This window comes from Flocculibacter collagenilyticus (genome assembly GCF_016469335.1).
Classification (GTDB): Bacteria; Pseudomonadota; Gammaproteobacteria; order Enterobacterales; family Alteromonadaceae; genus Flocculibacter; species Flocculibacter collagenilyticus.
The window spans coordinates 980542-1000729 of sequence record NZ_CP059888.1 but is presented as its reverse complement, the minus strand read 5'-3'; the positions used below and the strand labels follow the sequence as shown (position 1 = coordinate 1000729).

The window sequence follows — 20188 nt, the reverse complement described above, 5'->3', positions numbered from 1 at the left end:
TTACTCTCTTTATTTATTACCAATACTTTAAGAGACAAAAACAGTGAAACTTGAAACACAACGAACCTACATTAGAGAGTTCTGCCTAGAAGATGCAGAAGCCGTGCTTGCTTTTAACGGCAATGAGCAAGTAACACAGTACACGGGAGATGCTGGCATGGTTAAAACACTTACCGATGCCAAAAATATTATCGCTAATATTTGGCTACGCGAATATAAAGAATACGGCTATGGGCGCTGGGCGGTGGTAGAAAAGTCATCAAACAAGGTTATTGGTTTTTGTGGACTTAAATACCTGCCAGACGTGGGAGCACCTGATATTGGCTATCGCTTTTTACCAGAGTGTTGGGGCAAAGGCTATGCAACAGAAACCGCAACTGCATGTATCGAATATTGCAAAACCCACTTAGGTGTTAAGAAAATTATCGGCGACGTTATGGAAGACAATATCGCATCGGTAAAAATACTCCAAAAGCTAGGCCTAACATTTAGCGGCTACATCAAAGAAGATGGGCAAACGTTTATGCGCTTTATGTCCGCAGCTTAGAGTCCCTAGTAAGGAACGCATCATTCACATTCATAAAAACATTGAAATAAATAAACCTTATGTTAACATCCTGCCGCTAAAATATTACAACCACCACTATAACAACGGAATGTGACATGAGAGACAGCATTTTGGAAGCATTCAGTGGCTCACGTATTCGTGCTAAAGCAGATGCTACCTCAAGTGTAAATTGGGAATTAAACGTTGCAGCACAGATTCCGCCTTCTGAGATTGCCTACCGCAAATTGGTTGCTATTCCGTTAACAGATGCACAACGCCAAGCGTTACCACGAGAAATTAAACTGCGACTACATAGTGACAATTGGTGTTTGATCCCTCACAACAACGTTGAATTATTTCGTTATCGTCGTCATTGTCAGTTCTGGGTGTTGCATAAAAAGCAGTGGTATAAAACTACTTTTTCTGACTTTAAGCGCCAAAGCCGTGATACACAGCGCATTCTATTGGCGCCATTTCAACCTCAATTTAGCTATTATGCAGAAAATACCAGCGCTTCTACTCAGAAAAAGCGCGGCTTGACTCAGCGTGAAGTTCAGCAGTTTTTTCACCATGTCCCCGAGTCAGAACCCGTACAACCTACGGTTTATATCAGTTATCCAAGCAATGGTAGCGTTATTACCTTTACGGATAACAAAGCCCACAACGCACGGCGGCGGATAGCCGCAAGAGGCTCAGTCAGTGTCTCTCAATGGGTTAACTTAACATGGGAAGGGCCTAGCTCAAGTGATACCGTGGTTGATATAGGCAAAAGACCCTATATGCATGGCGCAATGAGCTGGTCGAAAGAGATATACTTAAGCCCAGGAAAATACACCTTAACCGCCAAAGCTGGCCAGATGACACAAATGAGCCACTTTGAGGTAATCGCAGAGCAAAAATTAGCAGGTTGGTTAAAAGTACAAGCGTATTATAACGATAGCTGGCAAACGCCGATGCCCGCTGAAAATCTAACCATAAAAATCAATGATGCGGTATATCAATCGGCACTTACCCTTAATAGCGGCTCAGGCACTAATACCTTTGTTACTTCATTAAAAGAAGCCACCAACACCAAAGATGAAGCAGGCGTAATAGTATTAGACAAAATTCCTGAAGGGACTGTTGAACTTGAATTTACGCCGCAAGAAGGCATTGAACAAGAAATCGCGTCACTACGTCATGCTATCATCGCCATTTTAGATGGGGCTTATCGCGATACGGTAAAGAACATGGCACCGTTTCAAACGCAGTGGGATGATTACGGTTATGCCGCCATAGCCATTGCAGGTGCACAAGGGCTTTATGCCGGTACGGATAAATGGCTGGAAGACCAAGCCGATTTATTTGAGATTGACACATGGTCAAGTTTAGCAAGCGACATCACAAGCCTAACAGACAAGGCGCTAGACTATGCCGCAGATTATGCTCAAGACACTTATATCGGCATTCGTGACAGTGCCAACCAAACGACCGATTGGGTGGCTGATAATGCAGATAAGCTAGCCAGTTGGAATTGGTGGCATAGCCAAAGTCAGGCCGCCATGAATGAAGCAAAAGCCATTTATACTGACGCAAACGCTCATGTGCAGCAGCGTATTGACGATGCGACTGACTTTTTACAGCAAAGCCAGCAATCACTTGAAAAGTTAATACAACACCGACACGCAATTGCAGCACTTCCCGATACAATAGCAATAGGTGATGTAGATAAAGTACAGTACTTTATTGATAACGCATTAATGGACATTGACCCAGACTTCGCCAATACCATTAAACAAAGTAAACACTTTCATACCGTCCTTGAATTGATTGCCGACCACGACACCGCCTTAGCGTATTCAGCCTATGCAAGTTTAATTATTGAATCAGTCCCTCCTAACTTTTACAGTTATGTAAATGGCAAAGGCAGTGCGTACCTTGCGATTGAAGTAATATTACTGATTGCGACAGCCTTGTTTACCGCAGGCACTGGCACCGCCGCCCGCGCCAGTATGCTGATGGCTAAATTGTCAGCCAGCACCGCCAAAGCCGCAAGTGCAAATAACAAAATACAACACGCTCAATCCGCTATTCATGCATTGAGCAAAACTGTGGATGATTTTGTGCACTGTAGCGAAAAACTAAAATACTTGGGTGAAAAGCTGATGAAAGCCAGAAACAAAGGCGTTGTCACGTCTTCATCTGGCAAAACCACGTTAGTTAGGAAAAAAGACAGCGAGCAACGCAACCAACGTTGCCGATTATGCAAAAAAACTGACCATGTAACCCCACGCAGTTTAAGAGGCAATGCGAAGAAAGATAAGCTATACCCCAACAGAATGCAGCGCGCTGTAAAACACGACAAAGACCACCCCATTAATAACGGTATTCACATGGCCGCGCATCATTTGATTTCAGCAGAAGGTGTCAAACGCTCAAAGCTTGGTGGCCTATTAGAGCACCGTGGCTACGACATCAACCAGTTAGAAAATCTTGTATATTTACCCAGCACCTTTGAGGGAGCCTGTCAGTTAAGAGTGCAACTGCATAAAGGCAACCATACTTATGCGCTACCCGGTGAGAAGCCTTATCATGACCAAGTAAAAAGTATGGTAGAAAAATTAGAGGTTTCTCTTGAAAAGTGCTCCGCTAACGGACAAGGTACCAATAACGTGAAAGTAGAGATGGATGAACTAAGCCAAGAGCTATTGCAGCGAATTGCTGAATTTAGAGTCCCATTAACTTCAGTATTTAGAAACTTCAAACCCTCCAGCAAAGTTGGTTGTTCAAACCATGTTAGAGTGCCAGATAGTCAAGGAAGCCTAGCTAGATGCCACCATGAACGAAATCACGTAGGGCAGACTCACTATCTCAATCCGCATGCAGAACACAATAAAGTACCGAAAGAAATTACCTACACAAAATCTTATTATCAACTTAGCGTAAAGCGCTAGTAATGGAGTGAATATGAATAAGTATGACGATGAATATTATATTATATTAAACGATTATCATGACCAAACGCTTTATGTGGATGCATTACAGAAGTCGGCAGATAGACGTTATCGCTATAAAAAGCTGACTCTAGGACAAGAGCCACTATTTTTTGAGAATGGCTATAAAGAAGAAGCGATTGAAAAAGGTATTAACTTACCTGTCACGGATGTATTGATGGACGGTGTAACTCCAATTATTACTACCAAGCTAAGGGATAAGATTAAACATATCGACTTTAAAGTGATGCAGCTTTACCCCTCAGTGTATATTGATGATAAAGACAAGTGGCATGAAAATTACTGGTGCATGAATTTTTGGGAAGAAGTTGATTACTGGGATAAAGAAAAATCGAAGTTATCAAAAACGAGCCGAAAAAGACTCGCTACCAACCCTAATGCAGTTGTCATAGACATATATAAGTATGTACTAGATGTTGAAAAGTTAGATAAAGTGCCACTAGCAGAAAGACTTATATTTAAGATAGATAGAGGGATGGGTTATATTTTCATTCACCAATCAATTGCTGACATTCTCATGGAAGAAAACCCAACAGGTATCAAGTTAGTGAAAGTGTCTGACTTTGAAGAAGGCAAGCAGTTTTAAGTGACTACGTAATATTTGATATGAGCCACTATGATGACCACTACAATATGACAAAATTTAATGATGAATACTATATAGCACTATCACGCAATGATGATCGTCAAATTAGAATGTCGATAAATGAAAGATCTAAAAATTACCTTTATGATGGATTTAAATTGTCTATAGGATCCCCTCTATTTGTTGAGCAGGGATATGTAGAAAGGGATAAAAGACTCGGAGTAACATCTCATAGAACTGATATTATGTCTGGGTGTGGTTCATTTATAATGGAGAAAACCGTAAAAGATAAAATAGCACAATATGTTTTCAATGGTATGCAGCTTTATCCGAGTGTTTTCATAGATGTAAATGAACAATGGTATGATAATTATTGGTATTTAAATATTTGGGAAGATTTAGACTGTTGGGATCGTAAAAAGTCTATATACGACCCAATTGATGATGACTGGGATGAAGACGATACCATGATCGACCAGTACTACCTAGATGAACAAGTTTTGAATGAAATACCTGAAAAGCAGCGTTTAATTTTTAGAATGGGTGGGGAAAGTAGTGGTTATATTTTTATGCATCAAAAACTTGTAGACATATTTCAAGAAAATCATTTCACAGGCATCCGATTTTTTAAAGTAAGTGAGTTTACTGAAGGAGATCAATATCAATAACAAGTTATACAGAAAAGCCAAAACCGAAACTTGATCGAGAAGCAACTCAAGAGAGTGGGAAATACCCTAAAGCCTTAACACGAGAAAAAAACGCTTTCTCATTAGAAGTTGGACGTTGATGTGACAAAATTTAATGATGAATACTATATTGCATCACCATGTAATAATGATGAAGATCAATCGTTTATATCAGTTCATAAAAGGTCGGAGCATTTAAGGTTTAACCGAACTAGGCTTATTTCAGGAGCCCCTTTTTTTGTTGAGAAAGCTTTTCAAGAGAGAGATAAGCGCCTAAATATTAATTGTGTTAATACAGATATAATGTTTGGATGTGGCACACTCATTATGAATGATATTGTAAAGAGTAAGATATCTCAGTTTGAAATAAGTGGCACGCAACTTTATCCAAGTATTTTAATAGATTCAGACAATCGTTGGCACGAAAACTATTGGTATTTAAATATATGGGAGCGACTTGATTGTTGGAGCCGTAACATGTCAGTTTACGAGCCAGCAGAAGACGGAGATGAAAACGGTGCTATTGTTGATAGGTATCATTTAGATAGTGCAGTTTTAAATGATATTCCTGAGCCGAACCGTTTAATATTTAGAATGGGCGGTGAAAGCTTTGCACATACATTCTTTCACAAAAAAATAGTAGATATATTCGAGGAAAATAATTTTACAGGTATCCGCTTTTTTAAAGTAAGTGAGTATGAATCAGGTGACGAATTTTAAAAGTTATTTATTACTCAGAATATGAACTCTGCATATTAGGGCTGAGCAATTTTCCTTACAGGATGTCAGATATTGAAAAAGGACATTGACAAAAATGCCAGATTTTAACGATGAATACTATGTAGCCTTTCCAGATATAACGCCAGAGCCAATAGACCTTGTCATTCATGACAAATCAGAAAGTCGACTATACGATGGCTTTAAACTACTACCTAATCAAGAGCCTATTTATTTTGAACAGGGTTTTCAGGAGCATGATAAAAAGTTAGTGAATTTTCTTTGGGTGATCAATATTAAATCAGGCGGACGCGTTGTTATCTAACAACTCCAACGCACAAACAGCCTTGCTAAAATAAAATAGGCTTTCTTTGCGAAAGCCTATTTTATTACTTCGAAAAAGCCACTTTCAGTACAATCATGTACCTTGTGTTACACCTTAAATATTGTTTTTTGAAAGCCAATACAACCCTTGAATTGCAGACGTTGCAAAAGCTACCTCATGATTGGCTGCGTCTACAATGTTCAAATGAGTTTGCAACGCTGGCGCAGGTTTGGCTGAAAGTATTTTATGAAAGCGAGTTGCCACATCTACCATGTTATGAATGGTTTCTCCTGTTTCTGGCGTTTCTAATTCACCCACTGAAATATACACATTGGCATCTACATTTTTAGCATTAAATTTGCCTACATTGGTAATCAGTGATTCATTGTCGAACCAAAATGACGGACTTGAAAGCACATAATTTTTAAAGGTTTTAGGCGCTTGTAATAAAACATAACCACCAAACAATCCACCTAACGAATTACCAATATAAGTGCGCGAGGTCGGCTCTGTTTTGTATTTTTTCTCCACTAAAGGGATAACTGTGTTGCGTAAAAAAGATAAATAATTTTCCGCCTCTCCCGTTTTACGCTTCCAGCTTTCATCAACCGTATGAGTGTAATCACGTACTCGACTGTCTGGAGCTGGAATATCACTTTGCCAAGAAACACCAACTAAAAAGCTATTTGTAATCTTCCCTGCCGACATCGGAATTCCTAATGAACCAGCCAACGTGGGAAAAAGATAATTACCATCCGTCATATAAATAACAGGATAAGCGATAGAAGGATCGTATTTTACAGGAAGCTTTACATACACTTTATACGGACGGTTTTCATGTGGGTCTACAACCTCTAATGTATCTGTATTCGCAATAACAAAAGGGGTGGTTGCGGTGCTTTTTGCAGACAAATCTGTAGCAAAAAAGCACATAAACAATACTAAAAAAGAAGTGAGTTTCATTATAAATACTTACACCGTTGGAATTTAATTTAATACTATCAACAATTTACCGTAATTAGAACTGTTGCCTGAACACACAAATAGCAATTTGGCTTCTCTTTTAGAGCAGTTGCAACTTAACCGTTTCATTTAAATCTACTTATGCGTTCACGTGCGTAGATTTGGCTATGCGTAATGAAGCTCCATAATGGTTTCGTCGAATTCGTCTTGCTCAATCACCTTAAAACCAAAACGTTCAAAAAAGGGTTTCATTACGTCATGCCCTTCAACATAACAAATAGAAATGGCGTTAAAACCCTTTAGTTGCTTTATTTCATTGATTACTAATTCAACGGCCTTTGTGCCTAAGCCTTTGCCTTGATGTTCAACATCTATCATTAGCTGATCGATAAATATTTCGTTGGGCTTGCCGTCTTCATAGTTAGGATAATATTGAATAAATCCAACAGGCTTGTCGCCTAAATAAATGCCACGATTAACGTAATAATCATAAAATTTAGAAGCTGCAATTGATTCCGCATTTAGGGCGACGTAATCCTCCTGATCTTTAGTGATTTCAAGCTCTATCATGTCAACCCAATTGTCTTTGGTGATGTCTTTAAGACTAATGTCCATATCGTTTTTTCTACCTTAAATCGTTTTTGTCTGTCGTTTACTACGGCTAGTAATTTTTAATAAATATGTAGTCAAAACAACAAGATTCAACCTAAAAGATAACAGTTTAAATACGTTAATTGACTTTATGTAATGAGAAATCATTGTATGGCGTAAAACGTTGATGAGGCTTAAGCAAATACTTCTAGTTGTGAGCGCGCGGAAACACGCAAGGTGAAAGCGGTGTCAGTTTTTTATTTTATATTTATTCGGCCCCACGCCGAGATATGCTAGCACGAAGATACTATATACGAAGGTACTAAATGCATTAAAACAGCTGCTAGCTTGAGCGACAGTCAAAACAGTGAAACAACAACCTTAAAAGACCAACAAACCCTAGACCCTTTCTAACATAGACATGGTGTTAAGTGCACAATGAGCAAAAATTAACGGCCATAAATTTCTGCCAAATGCGATATATCCAATCCCCATAGCAAGACCAATTAAAGCAACCGTAATGGATCTTACTGATACGTCTTGCGAGTGCCTAAAGCCGAAAATAATCGCTTGAACTAACACAGCAACAATCGTAGCAAACCAAGTACTAGATAGTGCTTTTTCAATCCAATTAATCAAAAAACCTCTATCTAACACCTCCTCCAGCATGGACTGTAGCCAAATAAATGGGATGATGCTAAAAAATAACATCCAGTTTCCTGATAAGTCCCCAAATTTAGATGCGGCATTTTCTGCTGAACGATCAGGAGCAAGTTGCAACCCTAATTGCTCTTTAAACATTTGAAAAATAAGTATAGAAATAATGGTGAAAGCAAATATAAACCCAGTTGCTAACAGCGCACGCTTATAACTTTGCGGCTTAAATAACCCAATTTCTTTCCATGAAACCTGTCGTACCCGCATCAAAATACTTGCAACAAGCAGCGTTGTTAAAGACCAAAAGAGCCCGTTCGTAATAAAGCTAAATTCTGAAAAATATACCTCCCTTAATAAAAACATAATTGAGATATAAATTACCAAATCAAACCAAAATGCGATTGGCGAGGGCGTGTTTAAGCCTGAGCTTTGGGAGGCCGTTTTCATGCTTACATTCACTAATTTCACTGATTTTGTCCCTTAACCTTAAATGTTGTTAACTTTTTATCACGCATGAAAAGTTAAAGACTAGTGCAATTAAGCCAATAAAACACCGCTACACAGTATTACCTTCGGTGAGATTCAATAGTAATGATAAAACTTGAGCGTGACTTAAGTACACCTCGTAAACCTTATTGATAACATACACTTTTTATTTCGGGCTTACCTTCCCATAATGCTTTAAAAAATACTTTAATATGCTTGAACAGCTTATATAGCACCTAAGCAGTTGAATTAATGCATGCTTTTAACGCAATGTACTAAGCATGCAAACTAAAGGCTTACTGAATACTTTGCGTTATTGCACGTCGTTCACTGTATCTGTCCACAAAGAACTCACTGTGATCGCGCACTAAATAAGTAAATCGCATTAATTCTTCCATCACATCCACGACCCTGTTTCTATAAGAAGTGTCTTTCATCACGCCATCAGAGGTAAATTCGTTATATGCTTTTGCAATGGAAGATTGATTTGGAATGGTAAACATCCTCATCCACCTGCCAAGTACTCTCATATTATTGATTGCATTAAAGCTTTGTGAACCTCCACTTACCTGCATCACCGCTAGTACTTTCCCCTGAGTTGGCCTAATTGCACCAATCGACAAGGGTATCCAGTCAATTTGCGTTTTCATTACACCAGACATATTGCCGTGAATTTCAGGAGAGGACCAAACTTGCGCTTCTGACCATTGAACCAATTCCCTTAACTCAATTACTTTTGGGTGCATAACAGACTCATTATTGTCAAACAATGGAAGGCCCTTTGGGTCGAAAAGCTTAACCTCTGCTCCCATTGATTCTAGTATTCTGCCAGCCTCTTCAGCTGCCATGCGGCTATATGAATTTTTTCTAAGTGAGCCATACAAGATCAATACCTTTGGCTTATGCGTGCTTGGTGGCTGGTAATTGGGTATTAAATTAAACGTTTCATGTGTTAAATAGTTCATCATTACTCCAAAACTTTAAATGATTTACACATAAGACGGTAAGCAGATAAAAAAGACGAAATTAAAATATAATTTCAACATATCGTGATGTAGCTAGGCAGTAATCAAATACTCTAATAAGCTTAGATATGCAAATGAGTAAGCGGGCAAGTGTAAACAACCACACTTCAACGACAAATAAAAAGGGAATGTTTAACCTGCTGTTATTTAGCTACAAAAAATAAAATGGGCGGTGCAGTCGTCTTTTTAATATCTCTGTCGTCTTATTAAATAAAGCCATTTTAAATTATGAGTGAGTAATATGAGTATTGAACAAATTTGGTCGGACTATAAGGCGTCATTAAAGCGATTTATACAGTCTAAAGTGGCTAATGAAGCCGATGTGGAAGACTTGCTGCAAGACATATTAATCAAAACCCATAATAATCTTGAACAATTAAAAAGCCACAAAAGCATCAAGTCTTGGCTATTTCAAATTGCCAATTACACCATAATCGACTTTTACCGACGTAAAAGCCGTAACACTAGCTTAAATGCAGAAGATACTTGGTTAAAAGAGGTAGATGAAAACGAAGCCCGAGAGTACGTAGCTAACTGCATTGTCCCATTTATTAATGCATTACCAGAAGAACAAGCTGCGCTATTAACAGCAATTGATATTAATAATCAATCTCAAAAAGAGTATGCACATAACGTAGGCATTAGCTATTCAACGTTAAAATCTAGAGTACAAAAAAGCCGTCGCGAGCTAAAAAACATTTTCGACCAGTGTTGCCACTTCAAGTTCGATAAACAAGGTAACTTATATGATTTTGAAGAGAAAAGGCGGTAGTACTTAACAAATAAGGCAGCGTTACTTAATCGCTTTACCATCCACTTGCGTTAACAAACATGAGCCATCTGACTTCGGTTTAACATTAACGTTGCTAGCTTTAAACTCTCGGTCTGAAAACGCAATACTCACCTGATTATCTTCGTTATTTTTAGCTGGGGATATTTGAGCATTGCAATTTGCAAGAGTGACTTCACTAACAAAGGTTTCTACATGTCCATTTTCGGTAGTTTTGTTGACGACTTTGCCAGATAGAACCGCATTATTGTTGGCAAATACATTAACTGATATCAAGATGAAAACTGGGAAGATATATTTCATAAAATATTCTTTTTAAGGTTTATTTATCAGCAAATAGCGATTAAACATTTATCTACTGAGCTTGCTCATATAGGTAGCTGAAGTTTTTTCAGCCTTATTCCTTTAACCATAACCGCTTCATAGAAATGAAATGAAACGGGCAATGGCTTTTATTAATTTACGCCAAACGCGTTAGACAAAATTACTTGCACAAAGCATTATACCGAAATGGGTTATACAGAAATGGATTATACAGAAATTTTCTGTTGCCCAACTTCACGAGCAAAGCCCCCTACCTTCACCTTGGTGATACCCTGTTCGTTCAACTCAACTGATGCCTTAATTCTTGAAATACAGCCCATTGTTCTACCTTGTTCGAAAGTAAAATAATTCGAGTGTGTACTACCAAGATGCTTGGTTAAATAGCATGCTAAAGCACCGCTAGCACTCCCCGTTGCTGACTCTTCAGGGATACCAAACAAAGGTGCAAAATTTCGGCAACTCGCTGTAAGCTCGCTGCCTTCCTCGCACAATTCAAAAGCATGAACACCAATAACCTCATGTCTTTTACAAAAGTCACTGAGTAAAGACTCGTTCACTTGGATTTTATCAAGATACCCCAGTGGCACAGGAACAATAATATCAGGCAAGCCTGTTGAAATAACCTCGATAGGCAACTGGGTGGACTCTAATACAGCCGAATCAATTCCAATTAATCCTGATATCACTTCGTAACTATGCACCCCGCGATAATCAGGTAACTTTTGTTCCATAACTATATGACCATTACACTCTACAGTTACCGCAAGTAAACCGGCTTTAGTTCTTTGAACATATTGCCCTTCGGATACCATTCCTTTTTGATGCAAAATTGAAAATGCCGCTAACGTTGCGTGGCCACAAAAATCAACTTCACCGGTAACCGTAAAAAAAGACAACTCAAAGTCGACTGCTTCATCTCGAGAAACAAACGCAGTTTCAGAGTAACCAACAGTTTTTGCTATTTCTGACTTCTCTTCGTCCGATAGATTATCTGCGTGCAACACAACACCCGCAGGATTTCCTCCAGCGCCATTCTCGGTAAAAGAACAAACTAAAAAAGCTTCAACTTTCTTCAAAATCCTCGTCTCCTATAGGCATAATGGCTCCCCCTCTGAACTTGCTTCCGCATTTTCGTTGATTGGCGGAATAATAATCCAGAACCATAATTAGTTTCTCATTGGTAAACAGCAGAGCCTAGCATAACCAAACATAACATCCTTTTCATTCGCTTAGGTATTTATAAAAGCTTTTTGAGGTGGTACATATTGAAGGTGCTCTAGAAGTGCAATCTATTTATATTGGCAATACATTCTTAGCAGAAAAGATTACGCATAAACAAGACCACAAAGTTGTTGCCAACCATTCAAAACTCATCTGCTTTTTAAATCAGCATACGAACTATTAACCGAAGCTAGGAATCCTAAAAAGTGGTGCGCTTTAAACTTTAAATTGGGTATAGGTGCAATAATTTCTTATTAGCTGTACTGGGGTGATTTTTTCAACTTTTTGATGGTTCTTGTAAACTCTGATATGCCCCAAATGCCAGAGCTAATTAATCCTACCTGCCAAATGCTAATTGAATTCAGACTAAAATCACTGGAATAAACTGCAAGGCCAATTAATTTGCCTATTTGAAAAATACCTGCGAGCGCTAAAATTAAACTGATGGATAGCAGAGGCCACTTAGCAAAACGTAATTGATGCACCTTAAAGATTCCTTACTTCTTATACAGTTTGTCCGAGCCCAGACTATTTTTGAGTACTCTAAATTCACCAACTAGTCGATCACATGTTCGCATTTTTATCACGGCGATAGGTTTTGTTCAATAAGGTGTTACAAGCCGTATACTTTTTACGCACCAGCAACTAATGTGCTTAAATAGCCCGATTAGATATTGATGTATATCACCGCACCAATACAAACCACAGCCAAAGCCATGCACAACTGAACAATATTACTTTTTTTAGTGTTAGAAAGCATAAGCTCATGAATGGTTATTCCCTCAGGAGCACATTCATGAGATTTAACAACAGCACCTTTGTGTCTATTCTCTTCTTTTACAATACTAACAATCAAAAGTTTTCCTTCTTGGTGAACATTTTGATCATAATTGTCGATCTCTGAGAGTGGCAAAAAACCATATCTTTCAGCACCAAAGTCAACAAAAGCAGCCTCAAGAGTAGGCTATACTCTGGTAATTTTTGCTTTAAAAAAATTACCTTTTTTAAATAACTCTTCAGGTTTCAAGTTTACTCCTTGAACAACTAGTCATTTTAATAGACCGTCATTCTAATATGTGTTTAATTATATTAATTAATTATTTATTTTTGGCTTAATAATAACTTTAGTCACGATACCTGTGGTTCGATCATAGGGAAATGCAATTAAGTAACCACTACCATACACACTACTTACCGACTTCGATCCAATAAAATAGGCTGGTATTTCATCATACTCAAAATAGGCTGTTGGCTCGCCAAGTAGCGCAATGACATCCTCTCGGGAAAGTTTGTTAATCTCGTATTGTGTTAAAAAAGAATAGATAAGCGTAGCTCTTTCTTCTTGCGAGGCACTTTTCCATTTTTCACTGGTAAATGTTTCCGTGCCTAATTGTTGATATTGTTCATACATATTAGTGCTATCACTACAACCATTTAATAAGAGCGCTACCAATAAAATTAGCTTATTTATCGTCATTTAATTACCTTCAGCTCACCTGCTTGTAATGCTGCAAAACAGCGGTTACTTAATGAAGCATTTCCACCACCAGATCTTCCTATACGAAGGCCTACACTGTTGTTATGTAAATCCATTGCTTTTTCTTTAGGCGGGTTTCTTGGTCCAGACTCATGAGCAGTAGTAAATTGCCTTGCATTTTGAACTCCTAAGTCTCTAGCCAACATTGCAGTCCAAAAGCAATGCCTAAAGGCGTCAGACTTATCATTTCTCCCATTCACACCAAATAGTTTCTTAGTTTCCCTATATGCGACTTTCTTAGCTTCATTAATTGCAAAACCATGATGGGGATGCCTACCAAGATAAGACTTTTCTTGAGCTGTAAGCATATTATATTGATTATATGTACTTGACATGTTTTATTCTCGTTCTATTAATTTTATAAATCGTTTTTATAGTAGAAGACGATACTTCTTTGTATTCCTTTAGTTAATTAGCCTCATCAGTTATTCCATATTTAAAATTAATGACACTGCTTCTGGTTTGTCGATATTAGTTAATCCGATTGATAAGTATTTATCAGGATTGTGTTGATCAAAAAAGTATGTAATTGAATGAGGCTCAGGAGAGTTTTTTGCGTCTAGTTCATAAAATGCGACACGATTATGTTTTGTTAAAGTCCCTATAGCACTGGCATGCTTGAGCCTCTCTCTTTGAGTTTTGACATATTCGTTAGGCGCAATCCCCTGTGAAAACAAACTCCAAAATAGCTCTCGCGTAGAAGCTCTTTTTAAGCGATTTTCAAATAGCAGTGAATCTGGATGAAAATCCATATTATCACCATAAGACGCTGTAATAATGCTCAGCTCTTTCGTTATACGAAAACCAACTAGGTTACCTTTTTCAGTTCTAACCTCCTTGCAATTATCATAAGGTTGAAAAAACGAAACAATATTACGCTCTAAGGAACTCATTTCCTCAAAGCTACAATTTGATGGGGAACCATAAACATTCATACTGAGAAGGGTTAACGCTAGCACCATTTTTTTATCATTATAAGAATCCATCTATATCTGACTGGCAAAACAAAACACTGAAAATTAACCCACCACCAACAACAAAGCAAGAAAAAAAACCAAAAAGGCCAACACGGTTAACATAATGAAACATATACTGCAACAGACCTGCCAATAAGAAGTATTATTTGAATAAAAAGCAGTCGTAGGTCGGGGTAGTTTGTCGGGTGGCGCTTCGCTTAACCGATTTACATCTGTTACATGTTTAAGGTAAACAGCCCCTCTAATTGGTAAAAAATTAGCTACTTAAAAACCCCAACTCGGGATAAGAATTTGAAAATTTAAGGAACTAAATGCCTGCTCCACGATCAGATCTTTCGACCAAAAAAGAAAGTGACCAAAAAGGAACAGGCATGAATAAATTAGTTGAACTCTTCTGTGATGTCGATGATTTTTGCAAAGTATTTATTCCCGAATGGGAAAAGCAATTGATTGCAGACGGCACACAAAAACGTAAGCGTCGAAGTAGATTGACGATGAGTGAAGTCATGACAATTATTATTGGCTTCCACATGTCCCATTACCGAGATTTTAAAAATTATTACACTGGTCATGTCAGTCGCTTTTGTCGAGAAGAATTTCCACATTTGCTTAGTTATACACGCTTTTTAGAGCTAATGCCGCGAACAATAGTGCCAATGTGTGCGTACTTCACCTCACTTAAAGGTAAGCCTACAGGCATTGAGTTCATTGACTCCACTACTTTAACCGTTTGTCATAATATTCGAATTCCCAGACATAAAACATTTAATGGTATAGCAAGGCGAGGGAAATCGACGATGGGCTGGTTTTATGGTTTCAAACTTCACCTTATCGTTAATTATCGGGGAGAGATCGTTGCAGCCAAAGTCACCACAGGCAACGTTCATGATACTAAACCAGTCGAAGAGCTAGCTGCTGGTTTGACAGATAAATTGTACGGAGATAAAGGTTATCTCAGCAAAGCACTGGAAGCTTCGTTGTTTGAAAAAGGGGTGACATTAATTACTACCGTTCGCAAGAATATGAAAGCCAAAGCGATGTCGTTATGGGACAGAGCGATGCTATCTAAGCGATTTATTATTGAAACTATTAATGACCAATTAAAGAATATCTCCCAAATTGAACACTCCAGACATCGCAGTATGAATGGTTTTATGTTGAACTTAATGGCAGGATTAGTGGCTTACTGCCTTAAAGACAATAAGCCAAGCCTTAATTTAACTGACTCAGAGCTTAATTCTATGATCGTGGCTTAAACCGATCTGGGGTTACTTAAAACATAAATTACTTCATACTCTACCCTTCCAACGGCAAATAAATATCGGTAATGAGCTCGCTTTGTGGTGTCTCAGGGTAAAAGCTTATGCGGTGTAGATATATTGGGAAGTCTCTTAGCTGTTCACCTGACTGTGATAACCAATGCTGATAAAGCCAATCTACTTTTTGGCCTAATGTATTGTCGTCACCTTGATGGCGGAGTACTGCGCAGCGCCCTGCGGGTATGGTGGATAAGGTTAGATCAGAGTTTGTTACTTGCGCTAAGTTAAAGCCTGCGGGTAATTCTGCTGCTAAACCAAAACGATAATCTTGTGGCTGGCAACTTTCGGGGTCATCAAATAATAAGTTAAAGGTTGCGCTCACTTTTGGCCCGCACTTGTTGTCTTTGCGCCATGCGATAAAGCGTCTTAAGGTGCTAGGAAGGTGTTGAGGGTCGCCCTGATGTATTAACAGTGCAACTTGTGTGTCTGGAAAATCAACAATACTTACGTCACTGGGTAATGTTTGATCTATCAATACTTCTTCTGTTTGAGTTGTGTTAACCATGAAGGGTTCCTCTTTGCCGTTGGTGAAGTTATTTAAGGTGTGTGAGCTAACGCACTTAGCTGGGTCATGTCTGCATTGGCTGGGTGTGCAAGCAAACTGACGCTTAAAAGCTCGTGAAAATGATTCTGCACTGTCGAAATAATTATCCAGTGCAATATCCAGTATCGACAAATGATCGCGATAAGCTAATTGATACGCTGCACGTGATAAGCGTTGCTTGAGTACATATTGATTTAAGGTAATACCTATTTGTGCTTTGAATACACGATGAAAGTGAAAACGCGATAAACAAGCAATATTGCACAACGCGGCCAAGCTTAGCGGGTATTCGGCAACTTTTGAGTTATGAGTTTCAGTTAACTGGTTACATTCATTTGCAAACAGCACCTTGTCGATATGTAACATTACTTGTTGTAATTGATGGTGGAAGTTCATGAGATTATGTTTCGCTTTCTGGCTTAAGTTTTCGTGCTTATTATTGATACAGTGTTGATACAGTGCTGATGCAGTTTACAAGGTGAAATAGATGAAGTGCTTAACATTTATTGCTGTTTAACCTGAATATTAAACAAACTAAATGGCGCTGTTAATTACAGCGCCATTTTAAGAGGGTTACAGAAAAATTAGTTTGAATGCGTTACGTTGTTTTTGGCTTAACAAACTTACCTAATAACGCTGGCAGTAGCGTTAGGTCAGTAATTAAAGCCACTAACATCGCTAATCCCGTTAACATGCCAAACAAAATGCTAGGTACAAAGTCTGACAGTGCCAATAAGCCAAAGCCGCAGGTAATAATTAACGTGGTGTACAGTAAGGCATAACCCACGCTGTTAAAGGTGTTATTAACCGACTCGTTACTTTGGTTTTGATGTTTATTTTCTTCTAAATAACGATGAACAAAGTGTATGGTGTCGTCCACCGCAATGCCCATTGCAATGGCGGCAATGGTGATGGTCATTAAATCTAGCGCGATATTAAACCAGCCCATTACTCCTAAAATTACCAATGTACATATAATGTTTGGAATTAACGCGATTAATGCCACTTTTATGGATTTAAAGATCAGCAATAACACAATGCCAAGCACAATATACACCAAACCTAAGGTAAGAATTTGCGAGTTAAATAAACGCTGTAGAATGTCTTGATACAACACAAATAAATTAGTGACGGAATAACTATCTTTGGTGATCCCCAGCCCTTCAATATCTTGTTTTAATGTGGCAAGAAATTCTGTTCGGTTTAAGTTTTCGGTCGAATCTTTAACTCTGGCAGAAATACGTAGCTGATCTTGTTCTGCAATAAAATAAGCACCTAGTAATTTGTCTTTTAGCGAGTCATCCAGTAAGTGATAAACAGCGGTTAACTCATATTCGGTGAGCGGTTTTCCGTCGTTAATTTTTTTTGCTAGCTCGGTAAAATTAACGACCGACGTTACATTGCCTGTGGCGTCGTATTGTTTTAGCACATGCTGTATTTTTTGTAGTGTTTGAATCGTTTCTGCGGTAACCACTAAATTTTTTTCTTCCGCAGGATTAGGAATGGTATACACAATATCTAACGGGGTAGAACCTCCAAACTGCTTGTCGATAAAATCGAGTTCTTGGCGCACTTGCGTAGTGTCTTTAAAGTAGTTTAAAAAGCTGTTTTCTACCGACAGTTTCAGCGTACCTAGTGCACTAACCACAACCACTACAACGCTTAATGCAACAATAACGCCCTTATGGTTATTCGCAATATTAGCCATACCACTTAACATTGCATTAAAGGCCGAATTAGGTGCTGTTACTTCTTTGCGTTTAAACATGCTTAACAAGGCAGGAAACAGCAATAAACTCACTGAAATAGAAATGACCATGGCCACTATCATCATCCAACCAAATGTGACTACGGGCTGAATATTACTAAAAATAAGTGAACCAAACCCAACCGACGTTGTTAATCCAGCATAGAAACATGGTTTAATTTTGTTATTAAAGGTTTGTGCAACTAGCTCGCCCTGTTCGGCATTAGGATGTTGCTGTGCAAGTTGGCGAAACTCCACCAGCAAGTGAATAACAATGGCTAACGTTAAAATTAGCTGAAGTGCGATAAAGTTAGACGAAATAACCGTGGTTCGCATGCCTAGCATGCCAAACATGCCCATTGTCATTGCAACGCTGACCCCACAACACACAATAGGAATAAATACCCAGCGCCAACGTCTGAATAAAGCAAATAAAATTAAGCAGATTACGCCGCCAATTGCGCTGCCGAAGATAACTAAGTCGCTTTGAATAATTTTGATTAGCTGATACCCCAATACATGCGCACCGCCTAGGTACACATTACCGGTATCGTGGTGTTGTTTAACGATGGTTTCAATTTGGTCAATTTCTTGCCAGCGCTGTTGTTGTAACTTATCTTCTAGCGGTTGAGCTTGCCGCTTTAATTGATCAATGTCAGCTTGTTGTTGCGCGGTTAATTCATCGGTTAATACCGTTTTTTGAATGTTGGTGATCTTGTTATTTAGTTCGGTTAACGCGCTGTCTGCTTTAAATACAATTTGAATAGCGGTAGCGGTTTGCTGTTCGTTTACTAGTAAGTCGGTATATAGCGGGTGCTTATCAAAGGTGTTTTTCATTACCTCTGGGCTGTAACGCTTGCTTTGCCACGTCCACTCTTCTGCCTTTAAATTAGGATCTAGCGTTTGCATATTTAGCAGCAGCGGCACATTAAGAATGTTGGTAACCGACTCTACCCGTTCAAGTTGCGAAAACGCTTGGCTCATTTGTTGAATATGTTCAAAGGTACTTTCGCTGAATACGTTGCCACTTTTGGGCTCGAATGCCACTAAGATAAACTCTTGCGGTGAAAAACGTTGATTCATCACCTGCGTTTGTACATACAACGGGTTATTTTTTATCAGTAAGGTATCGGCTGAAGCGTCTAGCTTAAATTGTTGAATAAACCAGCCTAGTACGCTGGTTACAATAACAAATAAAGCAATAATGATAATGGCATGCTGAGTAATAAATTTAGCGACACCACTGCTTGCAGATAATGCGGTTGCGTTAGTCTTGTTCAAACTGCTCATCCCTTAAAATTTGCTGCATATATAAATTTCGGAAGAACAAATACGGGTCGTCACTTTTGGCGCGTAATTCTTCATAGCTCAGTGTTTTAGGTGCAAACTCGTGAAAGCTGCCATAACCTTGTATGTACATGGTTTCTGGGTTGTCGGTATGCTCTTTAATTAAACTGTATTGGCTTTCTATAATGGTTGAAAAGCCATTACGCAAATCAGACTGGCCTAACACAGGTAACACTAAATACACGCCATGCCCCACATCATAATGTGCAAGCGTATCGTTAAATCGCGACTTTTGCGCAGGTAAATCGAGCCATGCGGTGGCGGGGTCAAAAAAGCCTAATAACCCTACGGTAGTATTAACAACAAATCGAACTAAGTTGGTTCCTGCTTCTTTAGGCTTTATTTGAAATACATGGTTAGCAAAATTAAGTGGTTCGCGAATATTATTAAAAAAGTTGCTCACCCCGTCGCGCACTGGTTCAGGTACGGTTTCTAAGTAGCCTTCACTTAACGGAATAAGCGCGTTGCGATAAATGGCATCGTTAAACGAAAAAATAGGACGATTGATAAACTCTAATGGATCATCAATTTGCTTTGGATTGTAGCTAACTACAGTGGGTTCTATAGTTTGCGTACCTTGGCTGCTTTTTACGACCAAGACTTCTTTAGCGACGGGCTTGTCTTGCTTTGCCGTTACTAACTTTTCAGTAGGCTCAGCAGCCATTGTGGGAGGCGTATTTTGATTTACACTTGCTGGACTAGTACAACCAAACAACACCGAAAAACCGACGAGCAAAAACAGTCGTCGCATCAGTAACACGTCCATACCGATCCTTATTTAAGTTATTTTAACGATAATTATCCTT

At 38.7% G+C, this 20188-nt stretch carries 22 protein-coding genes; 8 read left to right on the top strand and 14 right to left on the bottom strand.

Annotated elements, in window-relative coordinates; all coding sequences use genetic code 11:
- Positions 1 to 43: 43 nt before the first annotated feature.
- The 6 genes from HUU81_RS04430 (at position 44) to HUU81_RS04405 (ending at position 5854) form a co-directional block, all read left to right on the top strand.
- Positions 44 to 547: a GNAT family N-acetyltransferase gene (locus tag HUU81_RS04430; RefSeq protein WP_199611057.1), complete on the top strand. Its 504-nt coding sequence runs from the start codon at positions 44 to 46 to the stop codon at positions 545 to 547.
- Between the two features lie 116 nt (positions 548 to 663).
- Complete coding sequence (locus tag HUU81_RS04425) at positions 664 to 3480, top strand: AHH domain-containing protein (protein ID WP_199611056.1); 2817 nt, start codon at positions 664 to 666, stop codon at positions 3478 to 3480.
- 13 nt (positions 3481 to 3493) lie between these two features.
- The gene (locus tag HUU81_RS04420; protein ID WP_199611055.1) at positions 3494 to 4126 is read left to right on the top strand and encodes an imm11 family protein; all 633 of its coding nucleotides are present in this window, start codon (positions 3494 to 3496) and stop codon (positions 4124 to 4126) included.
- Between the two features lie 47 nt (positions 4127 to 4173).
- Entirely contained in the window at positions 4174 to 4794 is a 621-nt protein-coding gene (locus HUU81_RS04415; protein ID WP_199611054.1) for an imm11 family protein, read from the top strand.
- 120 nt (positions 4795 to 4914) lie between these two features.
- On the top strand, positions 4915 to 5532 hold the full coding sequence (locus HUU81_RS04410) for an imm11 family protein (RefSeq protein WP_199611053.1): 618 nt from the start codon (positions 4915 to 4917) through the stop codon (positions 5530 to 5532).
- A gap of 94 nt (positions 5533 to 5626) precedes the next feature.
- A complete protein-coding gene (locus tag HUU81_RS04405) occupies positions 5627 to 5854 on the top strand; it encodes a hypothetical protein (RefSeq protein WP_199611052.1) in 228 nt (75 codons plus the stop codon).
- Positions 5855 to 5968: 114 nt separating this feature from the next.
- Here the strand turns inward: HUU81_RS04405 and HUU81_RS04400 are convergent, their stop codons facing one another.
- From HUU81_RS04400 to arsH, 4 genes are all read right to left on the bottom strand, one after another.
- Positions 5969 to 6817: an alpha/beta hydrolase gene (locus HUU81_RS04400; protein ID WP_199611051.1), complete on the bottom strand. Its 849-nt coding sequence runs from the start codon at positions 6815 to 6817 to the stop codon at positions 5969 to 5971.
- A 165-nt stretch (positions 6818 to 6982) separates the two neighbouring features.
- Complete coding sequence (locus HUU81_RS04395) at positions 6983 to 7432, bottom strand: GNAT family N-acetyltransferase (protein WP_199611050.1); 450 nt, start codon at positions 7430 to 7432, stop codon at positions 6983 to 6985.
- 375 nt (positions 7433 to 7807) lie between these two features.
- Entirely contained in the window at positions 7808 to 8533 is a 726-nt protein-coding gene (locus HUU81_RS04390) for a CPBP family intramembrane glutamic endopeptidase (protein WP_233520571.1), read from the bottom strand.
- Between the two features lie 314 nt (positions 8534 to 8847).
- Positions 8848 to 9516: an arsenical resistance protein ArsH gene (gene arsH / locus HUU81_RS04385; protein ID WP_199611959.1), complete on the bottom strand. Its 669-nt coding sequence runs from the start codon at positions 9514 to 9516 to the stop codon at positions 8848 to 8850.
- Between the two features lie 301 nt (positions 9517 to 9817).
- Between arsH and sigZ the strand changes: the two genes are divergently transcribed.
- The gene (sigZ, locus tag HUU81_RS04380; RefSeq protein ID WP_199611049.1) at positions 9818 to 10348 is read left to right on the top strand and encodes an RNA polymerase sigma factor SigZ; all 531 of its coding nucleotides are present in this window, start codon (positions 9818 to 9820) and stop codon (positions 10346 to 10348) included.
- 21 nt (positions 10349 to 10369) lie between these two features.
- Here the strand turns inward: sigZ and HUU81_RS04375 are convergent, their stop codons facing one another.
- From HUU81_RS04375 to HUU81_RS04345, 7 genes are all read right to left on the bottom strand, one after another.
- Entirely contained in the window at positions 10370 to 10669 is a 300-nt protein-coding gene (locus HUU81_RS04375) for a hypothetical protein (protein WP_199611048.1), read from the bottom strand.
- 227 nt (positions 10670 to 10896) lie between these two features.
- The gene (locus HUU81_RS04370; RefSeq protein WP_199611047.1) at positions 10897 to 11766 is read right to left on the bottom strand and encodes a PhzF family phenazine biosynthesis protein; all 870 of its coding nucleotides are present in this window, start codon (positions 11764 to 11766) and stop codon (positions 10897 to 10899) included.
- 399 nt (positions 11767 to 12165) lie between these two features.
- Complete coding sequence (locus tag HUU81_RS04365; RefSeq protein ID WP_199611046.1) at positions 12166 to 12396, bottom strand: hypothetical protein; 231 nt, start codon at positions 12394 to 12396, stop codon at positions 12166 to 12168.
- A 182-nt stretch (positions 12397 to 12578) separates the two neighbouring features.
- Positions 12579 to 12767, bottom strand: coding sequence for a hypothetical protein (locus HUU81_RS04360; RefSeq protein WP_199611045.1), 189 nt, complete (start codon positions 12765 to 12767; stop codon positions 12579 to 12581).
- A gap of 237 nt (positions 12768 to 13004) precedes the next feature.
- The gene (locus HUU81_RS04355) at positions 13005 to 13388 is read right to left on the bottom strand and encodes a hypothetical protein (RefSeq protein ID WP_199611044.1); all 384 of its coding nucleotides are present in this window, start codon (positions 13386 to 13388) and stop codon (positions 13005 to 13007) included.
- Entirely contained in the window at positions 13385 to 13783 is a 399-nt protein-coding gene (locus tag HUU81_RS04350) for a DUF6973 domain-containing protein (RefSeq protein ID WP_199611043.1), read from the bottom strand. Before HUU81_RS04350 ends, HUU81_RS04355 begins: the two co-directional genes overlap by 4 nt.
- A 90-nt stretch (positions 13784 to 13873) precedes the next feature.
- A complete protein-coding gene (locus tag HUU81_RS04345; RefSeq protein ID WP_199611042.1) occupies positions 13874 to 14434 on the bottom strand; it encodes a hypothetical protein in 561 nt (186 codons plus the stop codon).
- Between the two features lie 362 nt (positions 14435 to 14796).
- On the opposite strand from HUU81_RS04345, the gene HUU81_RS04340 reads away from it, so the two are divergent.
- Positions 14797 to 15681 (top strand): IS982 family transposase, encoded by an 885-nt coding sequence (locus HUU81_RS04340; protein WP_199610025.1) that lies wholly within the window; start codon positions 14797 to 14799, stop codon positions 15679 to 15681.
- 40 nt (positions 15682 to 15721) lie between these two features.
- Here the strand turns inward: HUU81_RS04340 and HUU81_RS04335 are convergent, their stop codons facing one another.
- The 3 genes from HUU81_RS04335 to HUU81_RS04325 all read right to left on the bottom strand — a co-directional run bounded on the left by HUU81_RS04335 (position 15722) and on the right by HUU81_RS04325 (position 20148).
- Positions 15722 to 16684 carry an AraC family transcriptional regulator gene (locus tag HUU81_RS04335; protein WP_199611041.1) on the bottom strand — a complete coding sequence of 321 codons (963 nt, stop codon included), beginning with the start codon at positions 16682 to 16684 and terminating at the stop codon, positions 15722 to 15724.
- Positions 16685 to 16886: 202 nt separating this feature from the next.
- Complete coding sequence (locus tag HUU81_RS04330; protein WP_233520570.1) at positions 16887 to 19316, bottom strand: efflux RND transporter permease subunit; 2430 nt, start codon at positions 19314 to 19316, stop codon at positions 16887 to 16889.
- Positions 19303 to 20148 carry an MlaA family lipoprotein gene (locus HUU81_RS04325; protein ID WP_233520569.1) on the bottom strand — a complete coding sequence of 282 codons (846 nt, stop codon included), beginning with the start codon at positions 20146 to 20148 and terminating at the stop codon, positions 19303 to 19305. Before HUU81_RS04325 ends, HUU81_RS04330 begins: the two co-directional genes overlap by 14 nt.
- Between the last annotated feature and the right edge of the window lie 40 nt (positions 20149 to 20188).

Coding starts and splice junctions, on each gene's coding strand:
- sigZ (WP_199611049.1), top strand. CDS start 9,818: ATGAGTATTGAACAAATTTGGTCGGACTATAAGGCGTCATTAAAGCGA.
- HUU81_RS04355 (WP_199611044.1), bottom strand. CDS start 13,388: ATGACGATAAATAAGCTAATTTTATTGGTAGCGCTCTTATTAAATGGT.
- HUU81_RS04395 (WP_199611050.1), bottom strand. CDS start 7,432: ATGGACATTAGTCTTAAAGACATCACCAAAGACAATTGGGTTGACATG.
- HUU81_RS04405 (WP_199611052.1), top strand. CDS start 5,627: ATGCCAGATTTTAACGATGAATACTATGTAGCCTTTCCAGATATAACG.
- HUU81_RS04420 (WP_199611055.1), top strand. CDS start 3,494: ATGAATAAGTATGACGATGAATATTATATTATATTAAACGATTATCAT.
- HUU81_RS04375 (WP_199611048.1), bottom strand. CDS start 10,669: ATGAAATATATCTTCCCAGTTTTCATCTTGATATCAGTTAATGTATTT.
- HUU81_RS04400 (WP_199611051.1), bottom strand. CDS start 6,817: ATGAAACTCACTTCTTTTTTAGTATTGTTTATGTGCTTTTTTGCTACA.
- HUU81_RS04335 (WP_199611041.1), bottom strand. CDS start 16,684: ATGAACTTCCACCATCAATTACAACAAGTAATGTTACATATCGACAAG.
- HUU81_RS04415 (WP_199611054.1), top strand. CDS start 4,174: ATGACAAAATTTAATGATGAATACTATATAGCACTATCACGCAATGAT.
- HUU81_RS04345 (WP_199611042.1), bottom strand. CDS start 14,434: ATGGATTCTTATAATGATAAAAAAATGGTGCTAGCGTTAACCCTTCTC.
- HUU81_RS04350 (WP_199611043.1), bottom strand. CDS start 13,783: ATGTCAAGTACATATAATCAATATAATATGCTTACAGCTCAAGAAAAG.
- arsH (WP_199611959.1), bottom strand. CDS start 9,516: ATGAACTATTTAACACATGAAACGTTTAATTTAATACCCAATTACCAG.
- HUU81_RS04340 (WP_199610025.1), top strand. CDS start 14,797: ATGAATAAATTAGTTGAACTCTTCTGTGATGTCGATGATTTTTGCAAA.
- HUU81_RS04325 (WP_233520569.1), bottom strand. CDS start 20,148: ATGGACGTGTTACTGATGCGACGACTGTTTTTGCTCGTCGGTTTTTCG.
- HUU81_RS04425 (WP_199611056.1), top strand. CDS start 664: ATGAGAGACAGCATTTTGGAAGCATTCAGTGGCTCACGTATTCGTGCT.